The 25,596-nt window shown below is 67.6% G+C and carries 23 protein-coding genes; 5 read left to right on the top strand and 18 right to left on the bottom strand.

The window, feature by feature from the left end; genetic code table 11:
* Positions 1–8: 8 nt before the first annotated feature.
* The 14 genes from nuoI to HGB39_RS03755 all read right to left on the bottom strand — a co-directional run bounded on the left by nuoI (position 9) and on the right by HGB39_RS03755 (position 16,003).
* The gene (gene nuoI / locus HGB39_RS03820; protein WP_007300246.1) at positions 9–575 is read right to left on the bottom strand and encodes an NADH-quinone oxidoreductase subunit NuoI; all 567 of its coding nucleotides are present in this window, start codon (positions 573–575) and stop codon (positions 9–11) included.
* The gene (gene nuoH, locus HGB39_RS03815; RefSeq protein WP_005566822.1) at positions 568–1,920 is read right to left on the bottom strand and encodes an NADH-quinone oxidoreductase subunit NuoH; all 1,353 of its coding nucleotides are present in this window, start codon (positions 1,918–1,920) and stop codon (positions 568–570) included. The genes nuoI and nuoH overlap by 8 nt, the downstream gene beginning before the upstream one ends.
* Entirely contained in the window at positions 1,917–4,394 is a 2,478-nt protein-coding gene (locus tag HGB39_RS03810) for an NADH-quinone oxidoreductase subunit G (protein WP_376744836.1), read from the bottom strand. Before HGB39_RS03810 ends, nuoH begins: the two co-directional genes overlap by 4 nt.
* A gap of 76 nt (positions 4,395–4,470) precedes the next feature.
* Positions 4,471–5,769, bottom strand: a complete 1,299-nt coding sequence (gene nuoF, locus HGB39_RS03805) for an NADH-quinone oxidoreductase subunit NuoF (RefSeq protein ID WP_005570820.1) — start codon at positions 5,767–5,769, stop codon at positions 4,471–4,473.
* A 1-nt stretch (position 5,770) separates the two neighbouring features.
* Positions 5,771–6,730, bottom strand: coding sequence for an NADH-quinone oxidoreductase subunit NuoE (gene nuoE / locus HGB39_RS03800; protein ID WP_005570819.1), 960 nt, complete (start codon positions 6,728–6,730; stop codon positions 5,771–5,773).
* Between the two features lie 67 nt (positions 6,731–6,797).
* On the bottom strand, positions 6,798–8,114 hold the full coding sequence (gene nuoD, locus HGB39_RS03795; protein WP_054246714.1) for an NADH dehydrogenase (quinone) subunit D: 1,317 nt from the start codon (positions 8,112–8,114) through the stop codon (positions 6,798–6,800).
* Positions 8,114–8,851, bottom strand: a complete 738-nt coding sequence (locus HGB39_RS03790; RefSeq protein WP_043794073.1) for an NADH-quinone oxidoreductase subunit C — start codon at positions 8,849–8,851, stop codon at positions 8,114–8,116. The genes nuoD and HGB39_RS03790 overlap by 1 nt, the downstream gene beginning before the upstream one ends.
* Before the next feature lie 93 nt (positions 8,852–8,944).
* Positions 8,945–9,499, bottom strand: coding sequence for a NuoB/complex I 20 kDa subunit family protein (locus tag HGB39_RS03785; protein ID WP_005574811.1), 555 nt, complete (start codon positions 9,497–9,499; stop codon positions 8,945–8,947).
* 49 nt (positions 9,500–9,548) lie between these two features.
* On the bottom strand, positions 9,549–9,908 hold the full coding sequence (locus HGB39_RS03780) for an NADH-quinone oxidoreductase subunit A (RefSeq protein WP_005239104.1): 360 nt from the start codon (positions 9,906–9,908) through the stop codon (positions 9,549–9,551).
* Between the two features lie 218 nt (positions 9,909–10,126).
* Entirely contained in the window at positions 10,127–10,549 is a 423-nt protein-coding gene (locus HGB39_RS03775) for an Rv3143 family two-component system response regulator (RefSeq protein WP_037202955.1), read from the bottom strand.
* A 105-nt stretch (positions 10,550–10,654) separates the two neighbouring features.
* Entirely contained in the window at positions 10,655–11,863 is a 1,209-nt protein-coding gene (locus HGB39_RS03770) for an EstA family serine hydrolase (protein WP_005574809.1), read from the bottom strand.
* Positions 11,864–12,029: 166 nt separating this feature from the next.
* Positions 12,030–12,929, bottom strand: coding sequence for a restriction endonuclease (locus HGB39_RS03765; protein ID WP_005253670.1), 900 nt, complete (start codon positions 12,927–12,929; stop codon positions 12,030–12,032).
* Between the two features lie 42 nt (positions 12,930–12,971).
* Positions 12,972–14,375, bottom strand: coding sequence for a chloride channel protein (locus HGB39_RS03760; protein WP_005574808.1), 1,404 nt, complete (start codon positions 14,373–14,375; stop codon positions 12,972–12,974).
* Complete coding sequence (locus tag HGB39_RS03755) at positions 14,372–16,003, bottom strand: amidohydrolase (protein ID WP_054246712.1); 1,632 nt, start codon at positions 16,001–16,003, stop codon at positions 14,372–14,374. The genes HGB39_RS03760 and HGB39_RS03755 overlap by 4 nt, the downstream gene beginning before the upstream one ends.
* A 138-nt stretch (positions 16,004–16,141) precedes the next feature.
* On the opposite strand from HGB39_RS03755, the gene HGB39_RS03750 reads away from it, so the two are divergent.
* The gene (locus HGB39_RS03750) at positions 16,142–17,272 is read left to right on the top strand and encodes an NADH:flavin oxidoreductase (RefSeq protein ID WP_043789999.1); all 1,131 of its coding nucleotides are present in this window, start codon (positions 16,142–16,144) and stop codon (positions 17,270–17,272) included.
* 9 nt (positions 17,273–17,281) lie between these two features.
* Here the strand turns inward: HGB39_RS03750 and HGB39_RS03745 are convergent, their stop codons facing one another.
* Positions 17,282–17,803 (bottom strand): OmpA family protein, encoded by a 522-nt coding sequence (locus HGB39_RS03745; protein ID WP_005567011.1) that lies wholly within the window; start codon positions 17,801–17,803, stop codon positions 17,282–17,284.
* A gap of 304 nt (positions 17,804–18,107) precedes the next feature.
* On the opposite strand from HGB39_RS03745, the gene HGB39_RS03740 reads away from it, so the two are divergent.
* Both HGB39_RS03740 and HGB39_RS03735 read left to right on the top strand, forming a co-directional pair.
* A complete protein-coding gene (locus HGB39_RS03740; protein WP_009479155.1) occupies positions 18,108–18,245 on the top strand; it encodes a hypothetical protein in 138 nt (45 codons plus the stop codon).
* 325 nt (positions 18,246–18,570) lie between these two features.
* Complete coding sequence (locus HGB39_RS03735) at positions 18,571–19,815, top strand: esterase/lipase family protein (protein WP_005567013.1); 1,245 nt, start codon at positions 18,571–18,573, stop codon at positions 19,813–19,815.
* A 9-nt stretch (positions 19,816–19,824) separates the two neighbouring features.
* Here the strand turns inward: HGB39_RS03735 and HGB39_RS03730 are convergent, their stop codons facing one another.
* A complete protein-coding gene (locus HGB39_RS03730) occupies positions 19,825–20,595 on the bottom strand; it encodes a CPBP family intramembrane glutamic endopeptidase (protein ID WP_005253676.1) in 771 nt (256 codons plus the stop codon).
* A gap of 177 nt (positions 20,596–20,772) precedes the next feature.
* On the opposite strand from HGB39_RS03730, the gene HGB39_RS03725 reads away from it, so the two are divergent.
* A complete protein-coding gene (locus HGB39_RS03725) occupies positions 20,773–22,470 on the top strand; it encodes a fumarate hydratase (RefSeq protein WP_005567017.1) in 1,698 nt (565 codons plus the stop codon).
* Between the two features lie 60 nt (positions 22,471–22,530).
* Here the strand turns inward: HGB39_RS03725 and HGB39_RS03720 are convergent, their stop codons facing one another.
* Positions 22,531–23,199 (bottom strand): L,D-transpeptidase family protein, encoded by a 669-nt coding sequence (locus tag HGB39_RS03720; protein ID WP_043790002.1) that lies wholly within the window; start codon positions 23,197–23,199, stop codon positions 22,531–22,533.
* 52 nt (positions 23,200–23,251) lie between these two features.
* Complete coding sequence (locus tag HGB39_RS03715) at positions 23,252–24,061, bottom strand: class I SAM-dependent methyltransferase (RefSeq protein WP_005567020.1); 810 nt, start codon at positions 24,059–24,061, stop codon at positions 23,252–23,254.
* 131 nt (positions 24,062–24,192) lie between these two features.
* Between HGB39_RS03715 and HGB39_RS03710 the strand changes: the two genes are divergently transcribed.
* Positions 24,193–25,587 (top strand): acyl-CoA dehydrogenase family protein, encoded by a 1,395-nt coding sequence (locus HGB39_RS03710; protein WP_005253679.1) that lies wholly within the window; start codon positions 24,193–24,195, stop codon positions 25,585–25,587.
* The last annotated feature ends 9 nt before the right edge of the window (positions 25,588–25,596 follow it).

Raw genomic sequence — 25,596 nt, 5'->3', positions numbered from 1 at the left:
TCCCTCGATCACGGCCTGTCCCCCGCCGTGTCCTCGACCTCGGACTCGTCCTGCGCCGCGGCCGCCGCTCCCCCGGTCACCGTGCCGCGGTAGTAGTCCTCAGCGGTGGTGCCCGGGGCCATCGGGTGCGGCGACGCGACCATGCCGGACTCGAGCGGGGCCAGCAGCCGGTCCTTCTCGTAGATCAGACCGGCCCGGTTGTCGTCGGCCATCTCGTACTCGTTGGTCATGGTCAGCGCCCGCGTCGGGCACGCCTCGATACACAGCCCGCACCCGATGCAGCGCAGGTAGTTGATCTGATACACCTGGCCGTACCGCTCGCCGGGCGAGAAGCGTTCCTCGTCGGTGTTGTCGGCGCCCTCCACGTAGATGGCGTCGGCGGGGCACGCCCAGGCACACAGTTCGCACCCGATGCACTTCTCCAACCCGTCCGCGTAACGGTTGAGCTGATGCCTGCCGTGGTAGCGGGCCGCCGTCGGCACCTTCTCCTCGGGGTAGAACTCGGTGTTCGATTTCTTGAACATCGTCGAGAAGGTCACGCCGAAACCCGCTATGGGGCCGAGGAATTTAGTCATCGCTGTTCTCCTGGGTGGGACCGGTGGAGTGTGCGCCGGTGACGGAGACGGGCGTGCGCCGGAACGCAGGCAGCGTCTGACCCGGCATCGGCGGAACCGGGTATCCACCGGCCATGGGGTCGAACGGTTCGAGTGTCTCCGGGGCCGGTTCGGCACGTCCCCGCGGCTCGACCGGCTTCTCGGGTGCGCGAACGCCGCCCGGGCGCAGGCGCTTCCACAGGAGCACCACCACGACGAGGGCAATGACGAGGCCCGCGACGACGAGCGCGATCGTCCGGGCGTCGTAGCCCTCGTTGCGGAAGGCCCGGACGGTGGCGACGATCATGACCCACACCAGCGAGATCGGGATCAGGATCTTCCAGCCGAGACCCATGAACTGGTCGTACCGCAGCCGGGGCAGCGTGGCGCGCAGCCAGACGAACACGAACAGGAAGCCCCAGACCTTCAGCGTGAACCAGAGCACCGGCCACCAGCCGGAATTCGCGCCGTCCCACAGGCTGAGCGGGAACGGGGCGTGCCAGCCGCCGAGGAACAGTGTGGTGGCGAGCGCCGAGACCGTCACCATGTTCACGTACTCGGCGAGCATGAACATCGCGAAGCTCAGAGAGGAGTACTCGGTGTGGAACCCGCCGACCAGTTCGCCTTCGGCCTCGGGCAGGTCGAAGGGCGCCCGGTTGGTCTCACCGACCATCGACGTGACGTAGATGAGGAACGACGGCAGCAGCAGGAAGACGTACCAGGTGTGTTCCTGGGCGGCGACGATGCCCGACGTGGACATCGTTCCGGCGTCCAGGAAGACGGCCGCGAACGACAACGCCATCGCGATCTCGTACGAGATCACCTGCGCCGTCGAGCGCAGCCCGCCCAGCAACGGGTACGTGGAGCCGGACGCCCAGCCGGCGAGCACGATGCCGTAGACGCCGATCGACGTGGCTGCCAGGACGTAGAGGACGGCCACCGGCAGGTCCGTCAGCTGCAATGGCGTGTAGTGCCCGAAGATCGACACCGCCGGGCCGAACGGGATCACGGCGAACGCCATGAACGCAGGTACCGCGGCGATGATCGGCGCCAGGATGTAGATCGGCTTGTCCACACCCTTCGGGACGATCCCCTCCTTCAGTGCGAGCTTGATGCCGTCGGCGAGGCTCTGCAGCATGCCCCGCGGGCCCACCCGGTTCGGGCCGACGCGCATCTGCATCCAGGCCATGACCTTGCGTTCGGCCAGGATCGTCAGAAGCGGGGTGAGGACGAGGAACACGAAGATGGCCAGGGCCTTGCCGAGCACCAGCCACCACGGGTCGTGGCCGAACAGCGCCGGGTCGGGGTAGACGGCCTCGATCGTCACAGCGCACCTCCCGCGACCATCCCGTTGGTGCCGGCCGCGCGGCGGACGTTCACGACGCTCCCCGCCCGGGCGGCCAGTTGCCGGTAGACGGCGGATCCGGGCGAGTTGAGGGGCAGCCACACCACTCGATCCGGCATGTCGGTGATCACCAACGGCAGGGTGACCGCGCCCCGTTCCGTCGTCACGGTGACCGGATCTCCGTCACCGGCACCCGACTCTGCAGCCGAGGCCGCGGACATCCGCACGACCGGAGTGCGGGCAGTGCCTGCCAGGTGCGGCTCCCCGTCCTGCAGCCGTCCCGAGTCGAGCAGCATCCGCCAGGTGGCGAGCACCGCCTCCCCCGGCCCGGGTTCCCGCCGTGGCGGTTGCGGATGGTCGGGCGGATCCGGGAAGTCACCGTCCCAGGCGCCGAGCCTCTCGAGTTCGCGCCGTGCGGTGGCGGCGTCCGGAAGACCCAGCGGGACCCCCATTTCGCCGGCGATCGCGTGGAGCACCCGCTGATCGGGCATCGACCCGGTGGCGCGGAGGGCGGCGTCGAAATCGCGTGTGCGCCCTTCCCAGTCGAGGAAGGTGCCCGGCTTCTCCATGACCGGTGCGATGGGGAACACCACGTCCGCGCGCTCGCTGATCGCACTGTGGCGCAGTTCCAGACTCACGACGAACCCTGCCGCCTCGACCGCGGCCAGCGCGGCCTGCGGGTCGGGGAGGTCGTCGGCCTCGACACCGCCGATCACCAGCGCCCCGAGCGTCTTCGCCTCGGCCGCGGCGAGGATGCCCGCGGTGTCCCGGCCTGCGGTGTCCGGCAGATCCGCGGCGTTCCACACTGACGCGACCTGCCGCCGCGCCTCCGGATCGCCCACCGGTCTGCCACCCGGGAGCAGTCCGGGCAGCGCGCCCGCCTCGAGCGCGCCGCGTTCGCCGGCCCGTCGCGGCACCCAGGCCAGCCGGGCCCCCGTCTCGTCGGCCAGCCGGACCGCCGCGGACAACGCCCCCGGCACCCCGGCGAGTCTCTCCCCGACCACGATGACCGCACCCGGCCGGCGCAGCAGCTCGGTGACGCCCGGGTCCAGATCACCCGTGCGGAGTCCGTCGAGGACCTCCGCCTCCGCATTCGGCGCGGACAGCAGCAGCCGGCCGGACACCTTCTCCAGGCCACGGGACGCGTACGGGGCGATCGAGTAGACCGGGACGGCCTTCGCGCGCGCGGCCTTGCGCAGCCGGAGGAAGACGATCGGCGATTCCTCCTCCGGCTCGAACGCGGCGAGAAGGACGACCGGCGCGGCGTCGAGGTCCTCGTACGTGACAGCGAGTCGCTGCCCCGCCACCCGGGCTGCCAGGAACTCGGCCTCCTCGCCGGAGTGCGCGCGACTGCGGAAGTCGATGTCGTTGGTGCCGAGCGCTGTTCGCGCGAACTTCGCGTAGGCGTAGGCGTCCTCCCACGTGGACCGGCCCCCGACGAGAACACCCGCGTTCCCCCGCGCGGCGGCCAATCCCCGCGCCGCGACGGCCAGGGCCTCGGACCAGGACGCGGGCGCCAGAATTCCGTCGTCGCCGCGGACCAACGGGGCGGTGATCCGGTCGCGCTCGGTGGCGTAGGCGAACGCCCACCGCCCCTTGTCACAATTCCACTCCTCGTTGACCTCCGGATCGTCGCCCGCCAGCCGGCGCAGCACTTTGCCCCGCCGGTGGTCGGTGCGCTGGGCGCACCCGCTCGCACAGTGCTCGCACACGCTGGGGCTGGAAACCAGGTCGAACGGGCGGGCCCGGAAACGGTACGCAGAACCCGTCAGCGCACCCACCGGGCAGATCTGCACGGTGTTGCCGGAGAAGTACGACTCGAACGGTTCCTTCGCGTAGATCCCGACCTGCTGCAGCGCACCCCGTTCCATGAGTTCGATGAACGGGTCGCCGGCGACCTGCTGGGAGAACCGGGTACACCGCGCGCACAACACGCACCGCTCACGGTCCAGCAGGACCTCCGTGGACAGCGGAATCGGTTTGGGGAACGTGCGCTTGACCTCACCGAAACGCGACTCCGCGCGCCCGTTCGACATCGCCTGGTTCTGCAGGGGGCACTCGCCGCCCTTGTCGCACACCGGGCAGTCCAGGGGATGGTTGATCAGCAGCAACTCCATCACACCCTTCTGCGCCTTGTCGGCGACGGGCGACGTGAGCTGGGTGTGGACGACCATGCCGTCGGTGACAGTCGTGGTGCAGGAGGCGAGCGGCTTGCGCTGCCCCTCCACGTCGACGAGGCATTGGCGGCAGGCACCGACCGGATCGAGCAGTGGGTGATCGCAGAACCGCGGGATCTGGATGCCGATCATCTCCGCGGCACGAATTACCAACGTGCCCTTGGGGACACTGACCTCGACGCCGTCGATGACGACGCTCACTGCATCAGGGCTCGTATCATGGCTCGCTATGCTCGCTGGCGCGGAGCCCTTCACGCGCGCCCTTCCCTCATCGCTCACTCGCTGCGCTCCCTCGCTCCTCGGTCCAGAACGCGCGGCCTCCGCGCCGAAACATCGCTCGCTACACTCGCTGGCTTCATGCATGCACTCCCGCCATGAGCGTGGACTGATGCGGGTCGAACGGACAGCCACCCTGCTCGAAGTGTGCAAGGTATTCGTCGCGGAAGTACTTGATGGAGGACATGATCGGACTGGCCGCACCGTCACCGAGAGCGCAGAACGACTTGCCGAGGATGTTGTCGGCGATGTCGAGCAGCTTCTCCAGATCGGCGTCGGTCCCCTCCCCTCGCTCGAGCCGCTCCAGGATCTGCACCAGCCAATAGGTGCCCTCCCGGCAGGGCGTGCACTTGCCGCACGACTCGTGCGCATAGAACTCGGTCCAGCGCAGCACGGCACGCACCACGCACGTGGTCTCGTCGAAGATCTGCAAGGCCTTGGTGCCCAGCATCGATCCGGCGGCGCCGACACCCTCGTAGTCGAGCGCGACGTCGAGATGCTCGTCGGTGAAGATCGGTGTCGAGGAACCGCCCGGGGTCCAGAACTTCAATCGGTGTCCGGCACGGACTCCACCCGCGTACTCGAGCAACTCCCGCAGGGTGATTCCGAGCGGGGCCTCGTACTGTCCGGGCTTCGTCACGTGCCCGGACAGGGAGTACAGGGTGAAGCCGGGCGACTTCTCGCTGCCCATCGACCGGAACCACTCGATGCCGTTCACGATGATCGGCGGGACGCTCGCAATCGACTCGACGTTGTTGACGACGGTCGGTGACGCGTAGAGACCGGCCACCGCGGGGAACGGCGGACGCAACCGAGGCTGGCCGCGGCGACCCTCCAGCGAATCGAGCAGCGCCGTCTCCTCCCCGCAGATGTACGCCCCTGCACCCGCGTGCACGACCAGTTCGAGGTCGAAACCGGTGCCCAGGATGTTCTTGCCGAGGTAGCCCGCCGCATACGCCTCCGCGACCGCGGCCTGCAGCCGGCGCAGCACCGGCACCACCTCGCCGCGCACATAGATGAAGGCGTGCCCGGCGCGGATCGCGTACGCCGCGATGATGACGCCCTCGACGAGCGCGTGCGGCGTGGCCAGCAGGAGCGGCATGTCCTTGCACGTGCCCGGTTCGGACTCGTCGGCATTGACCACGAGGTAGTGCGGCTTGTCGTCGCCCTGCGGAATGAACGACCACTTCATCCCGGTCGGGAACCCGGCACCACCGCGACCGCGCAGTCCGGCCTCCTTGACCGTCGAGATGACCTCGTCCGGGTCCATGCGCAGCGCCTTCTGCAGGCCCTCGTACCCGTCGTGGCGACGGTACGTGTCGAGGGTCCAGGACTCGGGCTCGTCCCAGTAGCGGCTGAGGACAGGGGTCAGCGGCATGTCAGTCTCCCTTTCGACCCGGGTCGGTGGCCGCCGGATCCGTCTCGGAGGTGGACCGATCCGGCGGCACCGTCGCGGACGGGGCAGGCGACGGCTGGTCCTTCGCCGATTCCTCCGCGACCGGCTCGGTGTCCCGCGACGGCGGCTCCGGGATCAGCGACGTCTCCGCGGGATCCGGCGCCGCCATGCCCCGTTCGTGCGCCACGCGCAGGCCGGCCAGTGTGGCGTCACCCGCGGTACCGCCCTCCGCCAGCGCACCGGGACGCTCGTCGGGGAACCCGGCGAGAATGCGGGCGGTCTCCCGGAACGTGCACAGCGTCGCGCCGCGACTCGGCGACACCCGCTCACCAGAACGCAGGGAATCGACGAGTGAGCGAGCCGACTCCGGGGTCTGGTTGTCGAAGAACTCCCAGTTGACCATCACCACCGGGGCGTAATCGCACGCCGCATTGCACTCGATGTGCTCCAGCGTGACCTTGCCGTCCGCGGACGTGCCCCCGTGCGGCAGGTCGAGGTGCTCCTCCAGGGCGGCGAGGATCGCGTCGCCGCCCATGATCGCGCACAACGTGTTGGTGCACACTCCGACGTAGTAGTCGCCCGTCGGGTCGCGCCGGTACATCGAGTAGAAGGTGGCCACCGCGGCCACCTCGGCGCCGGTCAATCCGAGCCGGCCGGCACAGAACTCGATCCCCGCCGGCGTGATGCATCCGTCCTCCGCCTGCACCAGATGCAGCAGCGGTAGCAGCGCGGAACGCGAATTCGGGTAACGCGCGACGACGACGTCGGCATCGGCGTCCAGCCGCGCACGGACCTCCGGCGGATACTCCTCACGCGCACCCGGCCGCACCAGCAGCCCGTGCTCCTCCGGCCGGGGCCCGAACTCGATGAAGACTTGTGCGCTTTGGCTCGCTGCGCTCGCGGGTGCCTGGGCTTGGTCGTGCGCTCTTCCCTCGATACTCACTCGCTGCGCTCCCTCGCTCCTCGGTCCAGACCACACGGCCCAGACACCGAGCTCCTTGGCAGGGGCCTCATCGGTCCACGCCCCCCATCACCGGATCGATGCTCGCGACCGCCGCAATGACATCCGCAACCATGCCGCCCTCACACGTGGCCGCCACCGACTGCAGGTTCGTGAACGACGGATCCCGGAAATGCACCCGGTACGGGCGGGTGCCGCCGTCGCTCACCATGTGCACACCGAGCTCACCCCGCGGCGACTCCACCGCCACATACACCTGACCCGGCGGCACCCGGAAACCCTCCGTCACCAACTTGAAGTGATGGATCAGCGACTCCATCGACGAATCCATGATCTCGCGGACGTGCCCGGGCGAATTGCCCAGACCGTCGGGGCCCAATGTCAGATCCGCCGGCCACGCGATCTTCTTGTCCTCCGCCATGATCGGGCCCGGCCGCAACTTGTCGAGGCACTGCTCGACGATCTTCAGCGACTCCTTCATCTCGTCGACCCGGATCAGGTAGCGGCCATACGCGTCACACCCCGTGTCGGTGCTGACGTCGAACTCGTAATTCTCGTAACCGCAATACGGCTGCGACTTGCGCAGATCGTGCGGCAGACCCGTCGCACGCAGCATCGGACCCGTGATGCCGAGCGCCATGCACCCCGTGAGGTCGAGATACCCGATGCCCTGCGTGCGCCCCTTCCAGATGCGGTTGTCGTTGAGAAGATTCTCCATGTCCCGCAGCCGTTCCGGCATCAACGTGAGCAACTCGCGCACCTTCTCCACGGCACCCTCCGGCAGGTCCTGCGACAAACCGCCCGGCCGGATGTACGCGTGATTCATGCGCAGTCCCGTGATCATCTCGAACACGTCCAGAACCAGCTCGCGTTCCCGGAAACCGAACAGCATCGCCGTGACCGCCCCCAGCTCCATACCACCCGTGGCCAACGCCACCAGATGCGAGGAGATGCGGTTGAGCTCCATCAACATGACCCGGATGACGCTCGCCCGCTCCGGCACCTGATCCGTGATGTCGAGCATCTTCTCCACGCCGAGGCAATACGCCGTCTCGTTGAAGAACGGCGACAGGTAATCCATCCGCGTCACGAACGTCACGCCCTGCGTCCACGTCCGGTACTCGAGATTCTTCTCGATCCCCGTATGCAGATAACCGATACCGCACCGGGCCTCCGTGACCGTCTCACCCTCGATCTCCAAGATGAGCCGCAACACCCCGTGCGTCGACGGATGCTGCGGACCCATATTGACGACGATCCGCTCCTCGGCGCCCTCCGAACCCGCATCACCCGACGACGCCTTCACCGCATCGACGACCTCGTCCCAGTCCTGACCCGCGACAGTGAAAACCGTGTCCTCGCTCATCAGTTGTACCCCCGCCGCTCGTCGGGCGGCGCGATCTCCGCGCCCTTGTACTCGACGGGAATGCCGCCGAGCGGATAGTCCTTCCGCTGCGGATGACCCGGCCAGTCATCCGGCATCTCGATCCGGGTCAACGACGGATGACCATCGAACACGATCCCGAAGAAGTCGTACGTCTCCCGCTCGTGCCAATCGTTCGTCGGATACACCTCGTACAACGACGGGATGTGCGGATCCGCATCCGGTGCCGCGACCTCCAGACGAATCCGACGATTGTGCGTGATCGACAACAACGGATACACCGCATGCAACTCCCGGCCCGCATCCTGCGGGAAATGCACACCATTCACACCCAGACACATCTCGAACCGCAGATCCGGCTCATCACGCAACGCCCGCGCCACCAACGGCAAAAACTCCCGCCGCACACCGAACGTCACCTCACCCCGAAACACCACAACCGACTCGATCGCCACCTCGAAATCCACACCCGACTCCGCCAACGCCGCCCCCAGCCCATCCGCGACCTCGTCGAAATATCCGCCGTACGGCCGCGGCGTACTCCCCGGCAACAACACCGGACGCACCAACCGCCCATACCCCGACGTATCCCCACTACCCCGCACCCCGAACAGCCCCTTGCGCACACCGATCTGTTCTGGGACATGGCTCGCGGGGACATGGCTCGCTTCGCTCGCGGGCGTCTGGGCTTCTACGTCCGGCCTTCCCTCGTCACTCACTCGCTACGCTCCCTCGCTCCTCAGTCCAGACCGGACGGCCCAGACGCCGGATCTCGGTTCCTCGACCTGGCTCAGCCCACCGATCCACGCCACTCATCTCAGAAGGCCCTTCATCTGGATGGTGGGGGTGGCGGCCAGCGCCGCCTGCTCCGCCGCCCGCGCCACCTCCTCGCGATGAACGCCGAGCGGCATCTGCTGGATCTTCTCGTGCAGGGCGAGGATCGCGTTCAGCAGCATCTCGGGCCTCGGCGGGCACCCCGGCAGATAGATGTCCACCGGCACGATGTGGTCGACGCCCTGCACGATCGCGTAGTTGTTGAACATGCCGCCCGACGACGCGCAGACGCCCATCGCCAGCACCCACTTCGGCTCGACCATCTGGTCGTAGATCTGCCGCAGCACCGGCGCCATCTTCTGGCTCACCCGGCCGGCCACGATCATCAGGTCCGCCTGCCGCGGCGACGCCCGGAACGCCTCCATGCCGAAACGCGCGATGTCGAAGCGTCCGCCTGCGGTCGCCATCATCTCGATCGCGCAACAGGCGAGCCCGAAACTCGCCGGCCACAGCGAGCCCTTGCGGACGTAACCCGCGAGCCCTTCGACCGTGGTCAGCAGGAAGCCGCTCGGCAGCTTCTCCTCGATGCCCATATCCGACTCTTCTCTTCCGACTTAGCTTTTGGATCGCTGGCGGGACCGATCAGTCCCAACTGAGACCGCCACGCCGCCACTCGTACGCGTAGGCGACGGAGACGTTGAAGATGAACAGGGCCATGGCCCCGAGACCGAAGAAACCGAGAGCATCGAAATGAACAGCCCACGGATAGAGGAACACGATCTCGATGTCGAAGATGATGAAGAGCATGGCCGTCAGGTAGTACTTCACCGGGATGCGGCCCGCACCCAGAGGCGAGAGTGTCGGCTCGATGCCGCACTCGTAGGCGTCGAGCTTGGCACGGTTGTAGCGCCTCGGACCGACGATCCTCGCCACGATCACGGAGAAGACCGCGAACGCGACCGCAATCGCCCCGAGCACGAGGATCGGCACGTAGACATTCAATCCGTCTCAGCTCCCCTCTTCCCGAGCCTGTCCGCCCGATTCCCGGACGGTCGTTTCCGAAGCTACGCTCTTGTGAGTTATGCCACAGCGTACAAGGGAAGTCGTCGAGCCCGGTCGATTTGACCGTGCGAGTTCCAGGCGATCTCGAAGTACGGAAAACCCCTGCGGCACAGGCGCTCGATGCACCTTCACGCGGCGGAAATCGGAGTCAGGAGAGCCTAAGCTGAGCGGCGGGTGCGCAGCAGCGCTATGACCGCTTCGGACAACCGGATCGGGTCGAGCGGATGCGGCACCGCGGCCTCGGCCCGCGACCAGGTGGCCAGCCAGGCGTCGTCGGGGCGCCCGGTCAGAACCAGGATCGGGGGGCAGTCGTCGATCTCGTCCTTCAACTGCTTCGCGATCCCCATCCCGCCCGCGGGCACCGCCTCCCCGTCCAGAACGGCCAGGTCGACACCGCCGGCATCCATCTGCCGAATCACCACGGGCGCGGTCGCCACCTCGACGTATTCCAACTCCGGAAGGTCGGGGTGCGGACGCGTCCCCAGCGCCAGCACAACCTTCTGGCGGGTGTTCGCATCGTCGCTGTAGACGAGGACACGCAACCGATCAGGACGGCTGGTGTGGGCGGTCGCGTCGGTCACGGACACGATGCTACCGGTCCCCCGCTCTCCAGACCTGCGGCTCGCGACGATCGAAAAACGGCGCGTCGAAATCGAATTGGTTCGCCGGCGGCCGGAACTGCTCGGCTACAGCCGCTCGGCGATGGCGAGCGCCGTCGAGCCGAGCTTCGGCAGGCGGAGGTCGGCGATGGGGGTCAGCATGTTGCCGAGCCGGTTGGTGACGAAGGCGATCGACAGCCCGCTGTCGGCGTCGGCGAACGCGCCCGACCCACCCAAGCCGTAGTGCCCGAAGGTATTCGACGGCTGCCTGCGGCGTGCCACCATTCCCGCGTGGTAGCCGAGCCGCCAGTTCATCTGTATGCCCAGGACGTAGTCGCGGGCCGTCGTCTGCACCTGGCTCAGTTGCGCCACGACGTCCGGCGGGAGGAATTCCACACCGCCGACGGTTCCGCCGTTCGCCAGCGCCCCGTACATCCGCGCCAGCGCGCGGGCACTGAACACGCCGTTCCATCCCGGCATCACGCTGTCGTGGATCGCGGGGTTGCGGACGAGGGCATCGAAACCCGCGGGCATGCCCGCGTCGGCGAGGTTGCGCAGACCGGGCAGCCGCGACATCGCGAACGACGTGGCTCCCCACGGAACGCCGAACGGGTTGATGTGCGGGAAGGTCCTCGCGATCCGGGCACGCTCGGCCGGCGGCACCTCGTACCAGAACTCCTTCACCCCGAGCGGTTCGGCGACCTCGGTGCGCACCAGTTCGGTGAAGGGTTTCCCGGCCGCGCGGGACGTCAGTTCGGCGACGAGCGAACCGAACGTCACCGCGTGATATCCGGGGACCTTCAGCCGCCGCTGATCCGGGGTCGCCGCGGCCAGTGCGGCACTGACCAGCGAATGGTCCATCAGACTCAGCGGTCCGGGCACGAGCCCACGAACCCGGTGCAGTCCGGCGCGGTGCGACAGCAGTTCGCGCACCGTGATCTCGTCCTTGCCCTCGGCGGCGAACTCGGGCCAGTACTGCGCCACCGGCGTGTCGTAGTCGATGATCCCGCGTCCCACGAGCCGGTGCAGCACCGTGGACGCGACGCCCTTGCCCGTGGAGAACGTGAGGGTGACGGTGTCGTCCTGCCAGAACGTGTCGCGGCTGGCCCATCCCGCCCACACGTCGACGACCGGTTCACCGTGGAGATAGACGGCCAGCGCGCCGCCGCCCTGGCTGCTGTCGTGGAAGAGTCGGAAGAACTGGTCGACGAGCATCCCGAAGCGACGGTCCGCGAGCATTCCGGCGGGCGGCCGTGCCCTGTGGCCCGTCAACGGCCACGGCGTCGTGGTCGTCATAACGACTTCCCTCGATCGTCTTTCACGTCAGCGACATGTGTATTTAACTTCCTCTTTACACACGGAAGGACACTGTCGGCACCGCTTCAGGGCCTGCGTGATCGCTTCGTGGCCATACCGCAACGGGAAAGAGTGTCCGGGCACCGGGTAGGTGACCCGGCGCTGATCATTTCGGCTCCAGCGAGTGGAAGTAATCCGACCTGACCTCGACGTCCTCGACGAGACGCGTGGTGGTCTGGACACCCAGTGAATGCTCCTTCAACAGGTCGCACAGCCGGTCGCCGTCGATCAGGTCGATCGGCGGCGCCCCGTCCCTCTTGGACTCCGTGCGGGCGTCACCGGTGAACGTTCCGGTGGTGATGAGCAGGCCCTTCTCGCCGCGGCCCGCCATCGCGCCGCGGAAATCGCGCACCGCGCCGGCCCCGACGCTGCCGCTGTAGCGCTTGCACTGGAAGAACACGGGGAAACTGAGCAACGACAACTGATACACCCCGAGCCCCTCGATGTCCCCGTCACCGCCGCGACCGGTGACGGACGCGCTCGAGAATCCGGCCTCCCGCAGCAACCGCTGGGTCAGCCGCTCGAACGCGGGCGGCGACATCTTCAGGACCGTGTCGAGCAGGAGGTCCTTCCAGTCCGCGTCGTTCTCGGCCTCGGCAATGTTGGCATCCGGTTCGTCGTTGCGGCGGGACGCGGCCTTCGCCGATTTGCGGGCGGCATTCTTCTTGCGGTTCTCGGCGGAGAACTCGGCGTGCAGGGGGCGGATCTCGCTCTCGGCGACCTCGCGGCCCTTCTCCGTCACACTCCACACCCCGCGCCGGCTATTCGTGAGCAGACCCATCCCCTTGAGGTAGGTGCGGGCCCACGCCAACCGGTACTCGATCTCGGTGCTGGGACCGTCACCGTGCAGCACACCCTGCACGTCGGACGAAAGCCCTTCTCGCTCAACGACTGCACTGTCGAGCTCCTCGTTGGACGCCGACCCACCGAGAGCAATGGCAGCCTGAAGCGCTGGCCAGAGGAGGTCGACGTACTGAGGAACGTGAACAGTCATGGCCACAAGCATGCCGGAATCCACCCGGCACTCCGCACACGGACCCCGATCCGATCATCCCGGGGCGAGCCGAGCTTCCGCACGGTTCTCGAGCTGCGCCCGGTAGATCGTCTTCCCCGATCGGCGCACGATGAGATAGGCGAGCCCGACGGCGATCATTCCCGGCACCAGCACACCGACGCTGCCCGTCATCTCCGCGACCATCAGCATGACCGCGAGAGGAGCGCGGGCGATGCTCCCGAAGCAGGCCATCATGCCGACGATGACGAAGGGCGCCGGATTGTCGGGGACGCCCGGGGCAAACGGTTCCAGCAGTCGCCACACCGCTGCGCCGGTGAACGCCCCGATCACCATTCCCGGGCCGAAGATGCCGCCGGATCCCCCCGAGCCGATGGACAGCGACGTCGCGAGGATCTTCGCGAACGGCAACAGCAGCACCACCCACAGCGGGATCGCCGTGAGGTCGGCGCGGGCCATCGACTGCTGGATCCAGCCGTAACCGCTGCCCAGCACCTCCGGCAACACGAGCGCCATCAGTCCGACGAGCAGCCCGCCGACCGCCGGTTTGACGATCCGGCTGCCGGGCAGACGGTGGGTGAGATCGACGGCCGTGTAGAACGTCCCGCTGTACAGCAATCCGATCAGGCCGCCGAGCACACCGATGAGCGCGAACCACACCAGCTGGACCGGGGTGTCGAAGACGTAGTCCTGAGCGGCGTACCCGAACAGCGGCCCGAATCCGAGGAAGCTGCCGAACACCGTGTAGCTGACGATCGACGTGACCAGCGCCGGCACAAGCACCTCGAAATCGAAGTCTTCCTTGTAGGGAATCGTGCAGCACAACACCGCGCCGCCGAGCGGGGCGCCGAAGATCGCGCCGATACCGGAGCCGATCCCGATCGCCACGGCGATTCGGCCGTCCCGTGGGGACAGGTCCAGCCTGCGGGCGAGCAGCGATCCGAAACCCGCCGAGATCTGCGCGGTGGGTCCCTCGCGACCGCCGGATCCGCCGGACCCGATCGTGATGGCGGACGCGACCAGCTTCACGAGGACGACGCGGACGCGGATCATGCGGGGATCCCGGTGAACGGCGTCGATCGCCGCGTCGGTGCCGTGCCCCTCGGCCTCCGGTGCCAGCGTGAACACGATGATGCCCGACACCAGACCACCCAGGCACACCACGAGCGGGATTGCCCACGGTCTCGTGAACTCCCGGCTGCCGACCGCCCCACCGTCACCCGCCGCGGTCGGCGGGTGGTAACCCCCGATGCCGACGATCAGCAGTTGCGTCGCCTCCGACAGCGCGACGTAGAACACGACCGCTCCGAGCCCGGCGACGATCCCGATCACGACGCCGAGAACCAGCCATTTGCGGGTGTAACCCGAAGTCCGGATCCAGTTTCCGGCTGACGTCCCGATCGACCGCAGAGCCCTCGACCCAGGCGCCACCCGGATCACTCCAGCTTTCCGAAGACCGTCCGACCCTCCAGGATCGTGGCGAGCACCTCGAGACCCGCGATGTCGTCGGGATCCACCAGCAGTGGGTTGGCCGACAACACGACGAGATCGGCGTGCATACCGGGGACGATCGCCCCGATGGCGTCCTCGCTCCGGAGGTGCCACGCCGAGTTGATCGTCTCCGCCCGCAGGGCATCCGGGACGGAGATCCGTTCCTCGGGAGCGAGCACACGTCCCGATCGGGTGCGGCGGGTGACGGCGTCGGCGATGTTGCGCAGCGGGTTGGTCGGGGTGACCGGGCCATCGTTGTGGAACGAGATCCGCTGGCCCGCCTTGATCGCGGAACCGGCAGCCGCCCAGCGTGCTCCGCGCTCGGGACCGAACAGGTCGTCGACGAGCACGTCGCCCCAGTAGTAGAGGTGGTCGACGAAAAGGCTGCACGTGACGCCGAGTTCGGTCGCTCGGCGGAACTGGTCCGGGGTCATCGCCCCGACGTGCTCGAGCCGGAGTCGGTGGTCTTCGCGTGGCGAGTCGGCGAGCATCCGCTCCCACGCGTCGAGGACCAGGGCGACCGCGGCGTCGCCGTTGGCGTGACAGGAGATCTGCCAGCCGTTCTCGAAGTACGGCTTGCTGATCTCGAGAATCTCGTCCGTCGTGTAATTGGCCTCACCACGCGTTCCGGCGAGGCCGAGCGACCGGGTGACGTCCGTGTCGAGGTACGGAAAGCTGGTGGCCGCGTTGCCCACCCACGGCGAGCCGTCCGACCAGATCTTGATGCCCACCTGGCGCAGCAGGTCGTTTCCGACTCCGGGTGACACGTCCGTGGCGCGCTCCGGGTTCGACATCTCGTACAGCCGCAGCCGGGTGGTGAGAGCGCCGGACCGCGCGAACGCGGTCACGGCGCTACGGAAGCGTGGGTCGAACGCCATCTCACTGGCGGTGGTGATCCCTGCCGCGTTCATCCGCGCGCATTCCGCGGCGAGGAGCTCCGGGAGCCGGGTGCTCGCGCCGGCGAGGATCGAGGCGGCCACCGCCATCACCGCGGGCGCCTCGAACGCCGAACCGTCCAGTTCACCCGACTCGTCGCGGCCGAAACTACCGCCCTCGGGGTCCGGCGTGTCCTTGGTCAATCCGGAATCCCGCGCGGCGACGTCGTTGAAGTAGGCCACATGGCCGGTGTTGTGCAGGATCACCAGGGACGTGTCGGGAGCGATCGAATTGAGCCAGTCACGGGTCGGTTCGGGCAGTCCCTTCTGGAGCAGGGGATCCCAGCCGTTGAGGACGGCGCCGTCGGGGTGTTCGTCGACGGCGCGGCGCACGGCGTCGACCACCTCCCCCGCATCGGCGATGGTCACCGGCCTGATGTCCACCACCGGTTCGCCGAGCAACACCGCGGAGTTCAGCGGGTGGCCGTGCGCCTCGATGAAGCCCGGGAGTATGCATGCGCGGTGCAGGTCGACCGTGATCGTTGCCGGTCCGATCAGCGGGAACACCGCGGAATCGTTGCCGACGGCGGCGATCCGCCCGTCGCGCACCGCGACTGCCCGAGCGCGTGGCGCGGCGTCGTTCATGGTGACCACGTCACCGAACAGCACCAGATCGGCAGGTTTTCCGTCGTTCGTGCCCATCAGTGCACCCTCCCGTCAGACCGGGCGTGGGCGAGGGCCCACGCGCCGGCAGCGAGTGTCGACTGTGACTTCAGATTACAACTACACAGCAGGCCGTATGCAGGAATAGTGCGTAACCAAGATCAGTTGCAGACAGGCATGACCGAAACACCGCTACCCGTGGACGGGCTCTTCGAGTCGTTCGCCGTCAAATCCCTCCGGCTACGGAACCGCTTCGCGATGGCACCCATGACCAGAGCTTTCTCCCCCGGCGGCGTTCCCGGGGACGATGTCGCGGCCTACTACCGGCGGCGTGCGGCGGGCGGCGTCGGACTCGTCATCACCGAGGGGACGTACATTCCCGACCCGGCCGCCGGATCTCACACCCGGGTGCCGCGGCTCTACGGACCGGACAGCCTCGCGGGCTGGAAATCGGTGGTGGACGCGGTCCACGACGAGGGCGGGCAGATCATCCCGCAGCTGTGGCACCTGGGTGTCGAACGCGGTCCGCGGCCCCGCCTGAATCCCGACGTGACCACCGCCAGCCCGTCCGGAATCGCGCTGGACGGGACCCGCCTGGGACGCGAATTCACCGAATCCGATCTCGACGCGCTGCGCGAGTCGTGGGTGGCGGCCGCCGTCAACGCACGCGACGTGGGCTTCGACGGCATCGAACTCCACGGTGCCCACGGCTATCTGCTCGACCAGTTCCTGTGGGACCGCACGAATGTCCGGTCCGACGGCTACGGCGGATCCCTCGAGGACCGCACCCGGTTCCCCGCCGAGGTGGTCGCAGCGATCCGCGAGGCCGTTGGCGAGGACTTCGCGATCGTCTACCGCTTCAGCCAGTGGAAGTCGAACCACTACGACTCCCGGATTGCACAATCCCCCGACGAACTCGCGGCCGTGCTCGCACCCCTCGTCGCCGCCGGTGTCGACGTGCTGCACCCCTCCACCCGCAGGCACTGGGAACCGGCGTTCGCCGAGCTGGCCGGTGAGGACGGGGAACTGGGCCTGGCCGGCTGGACCAAACGGCTGACCGGACTACCCACCATCACGGTCGGTTCGGTGGGCCTCGACGACGTGTTCACGACGGCCTTCACCTCGGACGGCGCGTCGAACACCGCCGGTATCGACCGCCTGCTCCGGCAGTACGAGAACGGCGAATTCGATCTCGTCGCGGTGGGTCGCGCGCTGCTGTCCGATCCCGAGTGGGTGCTCAAACTCCGCGACGGCAGAACCGCCGAGCACGTCCCGTTCACGAACGAGCACCGGGCGGTCCTGCACTGACCGTGCCGGTCAGCTGTCCTCGACGGTGATCTCCACCTGATCGGCGTTCACGCCTTCGGGCGGGTTCGCCGTTCCTTCGACGGAAATACGGCTCTTGTCGACGCCCTTGGCCTCGAGTGCGTTTGCGACGGCCTGGGCGCGCTGATCGGCCAGCAGTTCGGCGGCGGACTCGTCCGAGTTGGTGGCGTACGCCTCGATCCGGATGTTGTTGTCGCTGGCGTTCAGCGCTGCGGCCACTGCGCTGACGGTGACGTCGGAGATCGCGTTGAGCTCGGCGGTTCCCGACTCGAATCCGATCGGGACCGCCGAGATGGCCGAGTTGATCGCGTTCTGCGTGGCCTCGCGCGCGGTGTTCACAGCGGACGACGCCGTGGCTTGGACACTGCTGATCGCGCCTTCCACCCGGTCGGACGCCGAGGAGGTCGTCGTGGTCGCGATCGGAGCCTCGTTCGAACTGTCGTCGGAACAGCCGGCCGCGCCGAGCAGAGCGATGGCCGCGACCGCGATACCGGTGACGATGGTCTTGCGCATGATGGATTCCCCTATACGTCGGTATGTCCGGAAGGCGCTACACGTCGTGGGACGAGGATAGCCCCGCCGGCGCCCGGCGACGGCGGTATTCAGGCAGCGCCGCGGCTCCCACATCGTGGGATCAGGCCCGACGGATGTGAATCCGGACACGGGCTTCTCACCTGGTCGGAACCCGGTAATTCGTCCCGCGTTTCATTTCGGTTAAACCTTCGGATTGCGATCTCATTTCAATAACGGTAGGAATGAATCCGGCGCCCGCTCAGCGCCGACATAAATGCCCACAACCGAGCAAGGAGTTAAAAGCATGGATCTCGCCTTCCTGTCCGAATTCTTCTCCGCCTTCTCCGACCTCGCCGGTGCCCTGGACTTCTTCTCGGGTTCCGCCGACGCATTGGGCGGTGGCGCAGACGCCGCAACCGCGGCCGCGGCCACGATTGGCTAGCATTTCCGCTGGCACAAGACTTGAACACCCGCGACGGGGTTCGCACGCTCAGGCGCGCGAGCCCCGTCACGGCGTTGTCGGCACACTTCGTTCGGCTCAATCACGTACCTATCACGGCGATTAATGCGTGACGTGAACATGTTCATTATCCACGTCACCAGCGAGTTTCCCGGAATTGGTCGATCGACCAATTGAGTCGACCTTCCGAAGATCAACTTTTCCGCTTCACTGTTGATTTATTCTCGAAATAATCAACTACGGCGCATATGTTCGACACTTCCGTAACACGCGCGCATCTCAGTGCACATGCGTACACTCAAATCTCGTGACCGACCCGCAGATCAGACGCCGCTCCGAGGTGCGGGCCCTCGCCCGGCTGGCCCTCGAGGAAATCGGGGCCGCCGCCACCGGCATCGGCAGCATCCACCGCGCCATCTCGGATCGTGTCTTCGCCGGCATCCGGCTCGGTGTCGGCTCCCACGCCGTCCCCGCCAAACTGCTCCACGACGAGATCTCGGGCGCCGCGTACACACTCGTCGCCGACACCGCACGTCTCGGTGGTTCCCTCGCAGGACGGTTCCTCGATCTCCCGTCGTCGGAGAACGTCGCCCCGTCCCAGACACGCCGCGGAGCCCAGGCCATCGCCGCGATCCAGGGTCTGATCGGCGACATACTGGAATCGGAGGGGTCGCCGCTCGCCGAACCCCTGTCGATACGGGTGAACGGTGTCGCGCTCGCACCGGACGCGGGCACGCTCGCCGACGCCTTCCCGCGCGCCGGTGGCCGCATCGTCGTCTTCCTGCACGGACTCGTCGAGACCGAGGACGCGTGGGCACTGGGTCGCCGTCCCACCTACGGTGAACGGCTCGGGACGGACCTGGGGTACACGGCGTTGCAGATCCGGTACAACTCCGGCAGGCACATCTCGGACAACGGCAGGAGCCTGTCCGAACTTCTGGACGCGGTCACCGAGCACTGGCCGGTCCAGGTCGAGTCGATCGCCCTCGTCGGGCATTCCATGGGTGGCCTCGTCGCCCGCAGCGCCTGCCGGATCGCCTTCCTCGACGACCGCCCGTGGGTGAGGCAGGTTCAACATGTCGTGAGTCTCGGCTCACCCCACCTCGGAGCCCCGTTGGAGCAGGCCGTCCACTACGCGAGCGCCGGCCTGGCCGCACTGCCCGAGACGCGGGCGATCTCCGGGCTCCTGCGCAGAAGGAGCGCCGGCATCCGCGATCTGAACCAGGGTTCGCTCGTCGACGAGGACTGGCGCGATCGCGATCCCGACGCGCTCCGCGCCGCGGCGTGCAGTGAGGTCCCGCTCCTCGACGGCGTGACGTACTGCTTCGTCTCCGCGACCATCACGCGCAGCCCGAGACACCCGCTGGGACGCCTGCTCGGCGACGGCATGGTGCTCGTGCCGAGTGCGTCCGGCCGTAACCGGACGCGGATGATCGGCTTCCGCGACGAGGACGGCATGCACCTCGCGCCCGCGAACCATTTCACGATGCTCAACCACGAGTCGGTGTACGAGAAGCTGCTCGAATGGCTCGGAACGCCGGAAGCCGGCTGACTTGCGGACTCAGGCCATGGTCGTGTGCCACACGATGGCGGCGGCGAGCGCACCCGCGCCGTTCAGCGACCAGTGCAGCGCGATGGGCGCGATCAGACTGCCGCTGCGGCGACGGAGCCACGTGAACACGACGCCCGCGGCCGCCGTCGCGACCACCGCCGCGAGGATGCCGAGCACCTGACCGAGGACGCCGCCACCGAGGAAGCTGGACAGTCCCTTGTTGCCCGACGTCAGTCCCAGCGACGACGCGATGTGCCAGAGACCGAACATCAGCGATCCCGCCGCGAAGACACCACGTGCGCCGTAGACCCGGTCGAGGGTGCCGTGCAGCACGCCGCGGAACGCGAGCTCCTCGGGGATGACGGTCTGCAACGGGATAACGATCATCGACGCGATGAGCGCACCGGACAGGGTGGCGTACCGGTCGGCCATGAAGAAGGGGCGGGTGATCGGCAGGGCTGCGCCGATCGCCACGACGCCGATCACGAGTCCCATCGCCGCCAGCGCGTACAACGAACCTTTTCGCCAGTGCCGGGGCGAGAGCCCCAGTTCTGCCCAGCCGAGCCCGCGGCGCCGGGTAAGCACGAGCAGCACGACAGCGGCGATGGGAACGGTGGCGATACTCGCCCACGCGGTGGTGAAGTGCGCGATCAGGTTCGTGGCCGCGAGGACGACCACCACGATCGCGATGTCCAGGTAGGCATGCAGCACGGGACGGTTGGCGCGTGCACCGGACTTCTCGCCGTCGACAGCTCCGGCGCACTGGACTTCAGGGGTCATTCGGCCGGCCGATCTGCTTCGTGTACACGCATCAAGTCAAGTGTACGGATTCGTCTGTGATACCTCTGTGAGCCACGCCACTGCGCAGGTCGAAGCATGCCCCCGCGTCACAGGGCTGCCGGAGCCCGCGTCTAGCCTGGATACGAACTTCACACAACCCGCTGTCCAGGAGATAGAATGGCCGACTTCCTCTACGAGGACTTGCTGCCGATTGGTGAGGACCCCACCGAGTATCGGCTGCTGACCACCGAGGGGGTGTCGACCGTCGAAGGACCCGACGGCCGCACCTTCCTGTCCGTCGAGCCCGAGGCGCTGCGCCTGCTCACCGAGACCGCGCTCCACGACATCTCGCATTACCTGCGCAGCGACCATCTGACGCAGCTCGCGAGCATCCTCGACGATCCCGAGGCATCGGGCAACGACAAGTTCGTGGCACTCGATCTGCTCAAGAACGCCAACATCTCCGCGGCCGGCGTGCTGCCGATGTGTCAGGACACCGGCACCGCGATCGTCATGGGCAAGCGCGGCCAGCACGTCCTCACCCCCGGCGACGACGAGAAGGCCATCGCCCGGGGGGTCTACGACGCCTACACCCGGCTCAACCTGCGGTACTCGCAGAACGCGCCGATCACGATGTGGGACGAGAAGAACACCGGGAGCAACCTCCCCGCCCAGATCGAGCTCTACGCCGACACGGCGACCGGCCACGAGAACGCCTACAAGTTCCTGTACATGGCCAAGGGCGGCGGCAGCGCCAACAAGTCCTACCTGTTCCAGGAGACCAAGGCGATCCTGAACCCGGACGGCATGATGCGGTTCCTCGAGGAGAAGATCCGCGCCCTCGGCACCGCAGCCTGCCCGCCGTACCACCTCGCGATCGTCGTGGGCGGCACGTCCGCGGAGTTCGCGCTCAAGACGGCCAAGTACGCGTCGGCGCACTACCTGGACGAACTCCCCAACGAGGGTGCGATCACCGGCCGCGGATTCCGCGACCTGGAACTCGAGGAGAAGGTGCTCGAGCTGACGCGTCAGATCGGCATCGGCGCACAGTTCGGCGGCAAGTACTTCTGCCACGACGTCCGCGTCATCCGCCTCCCCCGGCACGGCGCGTCGCTGCCCGTCGCTCTCGCCGTGTCCTGCTCGGCGGACCGCCAGGCCAAGGCGAAGATCACCCCCGAGGGCGTCTTCCTCGAGCAGCTCGAATTCAACCCGGGGAAGTTCCTCCCCGAGGTCACCGACGCCCAGCTCGACGCCGAGACCGACGGCGTCTCCGGCACCGGCAAGGGCGCCGCAGTGAAGATCGACCTCACCAAGCCGATGCCCGAAATCCTCGCCGAGCTGTCCAAGCACCCGGTGAAGACGCGGCTGTCGCTCACCGGCCCGCTCGTCGTCGCGCGCGACATCGCCCACGCCAAGATCAAGGAACGGCTCGACGCCGGCGAGGACATGCCGCAGTACCTCAAGGACCACCCGGTGTACTACGCCGGCCCGGCCAAGACCCCCGACGGCATGGCGTCCGGTTCCTTCGGCCCCACCACCGCCGGTCGCATGGACTCCTACGTGGAGCAGTTCCAGGCCGCGGGCGGTTCGATGGTGATGCTCGCGAAGGGCAACCGCTCCAAGCAGGTCACCGACGCATGCAAGTCGTACGGCGGCTTCTACCTCGGGTCCATCGGCGGTCCCGCGGCGCGTCTCGCCCTCGACTGCATCAAGAAGGTCGAGATCGTCGAGTACGAAGAGCTCGGCATGGAAGCGGTCTGGAAGATCGAGGTCGAGGACTTCCCCGCGTTCATCGTGGTCGACGACAAGGGCGAGGACTTCTTCGCCGGTGTCTCCACCCCCACCCTCACCATCGGCAAGCGTCCCGGCATGTAGGCGGCTCCGCCGCCCGTGCGCCTTTTTGGTAGCTGGAGCAACCAGAAAGGCGCACGGGCGCTACGCGCCTACGGCGATCTCGATGACGGGGTTCTTCGCCGGGTCGAGCCGGCCGAGGAGTGAGGTCAGCGTGTCGCGGTCGATGGCGACGCACCCTTCGGTGGTGGTGCCGTCCGTGACGTGCAGGAACATCGCCGAACCGAGGCCGGGAACGCGGGCGGCGTTGTAGCCGATCGCGACCGCGTAGTCGTACAGCGGTCCGGCCGCGTAGAGGTTCTCGCTGTTACCACCGGGGCTCGCGTCCTGCCGGACGTGCGTGTTGTACGTGGGCGAGAGCGGATTGGAATCCCACCAGTCCCGCCGGTCCGACTGGAAATACGGCATCGCCGTCTCCGGTGCGGGCTGCCGGCCGAACGCCTGCGACAGCGGAAAGACACCGGCCGGCGTGCGGGTGGAGAATTCGTTCGCCGCACCGATTCCTTCTGCGCCGACGTCGGCGGGGACGGGGCCCGCGAACACCTGCCACGTGCCGTCCGCAGTCCGTTCCCAGGCGGTCAGTTCGGCGATCACTGCCCCCGCGGACGGCGCGTAGACCGTGATCACCTGGTCCGAGGCGCCGGAGAAGACTGCTCTGTCCGGGGCTGCGGAGGCGCCGGGTGCGAGCACCAGCCCGATCAGAGCCACCATCAGTCCCGCCAACCACAGTCGACCCACCCGTAACGTCGTCATGGGGCGAGTGTTCCATCCTCGGGCACTCGTTGCGTGATTTCCCTCCGCGCTGCTACACCCGGCAGAGGATCTCGCTGTGCAGCAGCGCGAACCAGCCGTCGTCCTCCCGCACCCACGAACGCCAGCCCGCCGCGATGCGTTCCAGGTCCGCCACGGTGGCGAGCCCCAGTTCTAGCGCCCGGTCCGCGTAGTGCGACTGCAGCGAGCGATCGGCCCAGGACCCTCCCCACCACTCGCGATCCTCGTCGGAGGAGAAGCACCACGTGCTCGCGGTGTTCACGACGTCGGCGAGACCCGCCTCGTGCGCCCACGCCCGCAGGCGACGGCCGGCGTCCGGTTCACCACCGTTCGCCCGCGCGATGGAGTTGTACAGCGTCAGCCATTCGTCGAGTTCCGGTGTCGGCGGGAACCATGTGAAGGTGCCGTAGTCGGCGTCGCGGGCGGCGACGATTCCACCGGGCCTGCACACCCGCTTCATCTCGCGCAGCGCCTGCACCGGATCGCCGACGTGTTGCAGGACCTGATGCGCGTGCACGACGTCGAAGCTGTCGTCGGGAAAGTCGAGGGCGTGGACGTCCGACACCACGGTCAGGACGTTCGGGACTCCCCGCTTCGCGAACTCGTTCCTGGCGAGGGACAGCGCCTCGTCGTTCATCTCGACGGCGGTGACGACTCCGGGTGCGACGAGTCCCGCGAGGTCGGCGGTGATCGTGCCCGGCCCGCACCCGACGTCGAGCAACGCCATGCCTGCGCGCAGGTGCGGGAGCAGATAACCGGCGGAGTTCTCGGCGGTGCGCCATCGGTGGTTTCGCAGCACCGATTCGTCGTGACCGTGGGTGTAGACCGTCTCGTCGCCGTTCATGTCTCCGACGCTAGCAACTTCGACCAGATAATGGGATCACCATCTCACCATCCAGGATAACGTGAATCTCGCCCGCGACAGGCCGTGAGTGTTACGTTGTTGCACACCAACGCGGCAACCGAGGGACTGCCATGACTTTCAGCCTCGCTCTCACTCCGGCGCAGAAAGACCTCGTCGAGCGGACGCACGCCTTCGCGGAGAACGTGATCCGGCCGGTGGCGGCCGAGCACGACCGCGCGCAGGAGTTCCCCTGGGACGTTCTCGAGAAGGCCGCGCAGGAGGGCTTCTACAGTCCGCTGTTCTACCGCGACCTCATCGGCGACCCGACCGGCCTGTCCCTCCCCCTTTTCATGGAGGAGTTGTTCTGGGGTTGCGCCGGAATCGGGCTGGCCGTCGTGATGCCCGCGCTGGCGCTGTCGTCGATCGGGCAGGCCGCGACGCCGGAGCAGATGCTGCGCTGGGCGCCCGAGTGCTTCGGCGAGCCCGGCAACCTGAAACTCGCCGCACTGTGCATCTCCGAACCCGAGGGCGGCAGCGACGTCCGCAATCTGCGGACCACCGCGACGCGCGACGGCGACGAGTGGGTGATCGAGGGACACAAGATGTGGATCGGCAACGGGGGAATCGCCGACGTGCACGTCGTGAACGCGACCGTCGACCCGGACCTGGGCCATCGCGGTCAGGCGCTCTTCGTTGTGCCCGGCGGAAGTCCGGGTATCGAACTCGTCCGCAAGCTCGACAAGTTGGGCTGCCGCGCGTCGCACACGGCGGAGCTGAAGTTCCATCAGGTGCGGGTTCCCGCCGATCATCTGCTCGGCGGCGACGACAAGTTGCAGAACCGCATGCGGAAGGCCCGTGAGGTGCAGGAAGAGGTAGCAACCGGCGCGCCCCGGCGGAAATCGGCCACCCTCGGCACGTTCGAGCAGACACGCCCCATGGTCGCCGCTCAGGCGCTGGGCATCGCCCGCGCAGCGCTCGAATACGCCACCGAGTACGCGAACCGCCGCGAGGCGTTCGGCGGCCCGATCATCGACAACCAGGGCATCGCATTTCCGCTGGCCGACCTCGCGACCCAGATCGACGCCGCGCGGCTGCTCACCTGGCGGGCGTCGTGGATGGCGGCGGCGGGAGTGGAGTTCCGCCACGGCGAGGGCTCGATGGCGAAACTCGCGGCGTCGGAGGCCGCGGTGAAGACCACCGAACGCGCACTGCAGACGATGGGCGGGTGGGGGTACATCAGCGACCACCCCGTCGAGAAGTGGTACCGGGACGCCAAGCTGTACACCATCTTCGAGGGCACCAGTGAGATTCAGCGGATGGTGATCGGGCGCGCTCTCGGCGCCGCGGACGGCGCCCCGCCCCTCCACTTCGATCAGCCGACCGAGGGATCCGCCTTCAACCGGCGGTTCGGCAGGGGCACGTCCGTGCGCACGAAGGCAGGCGAGTTCGCGATGTCGATGAAGGACCGGATGCCCGAGTCCGCGCAGCGACTGGCGATGAAAATCCTTGCTCCACCGAAGAAGTGAAACCGGCGC

Origin of the sequence: Rhodococcus opacus (genome assembly GCF_012396235.1) — a bacterium.
In the GTDB taxonomy this organism is placed as follows: domain Bacteria; phylum Actinomycetota; class Actinomycetes; order Mycobacteriales; family Mycobacteriaceae; genus Rhodococcus_F; species Rhodococcus_F opacus.
This window is presented reverse-complemented; position numbering and strand designations above follow the sequence as displayed.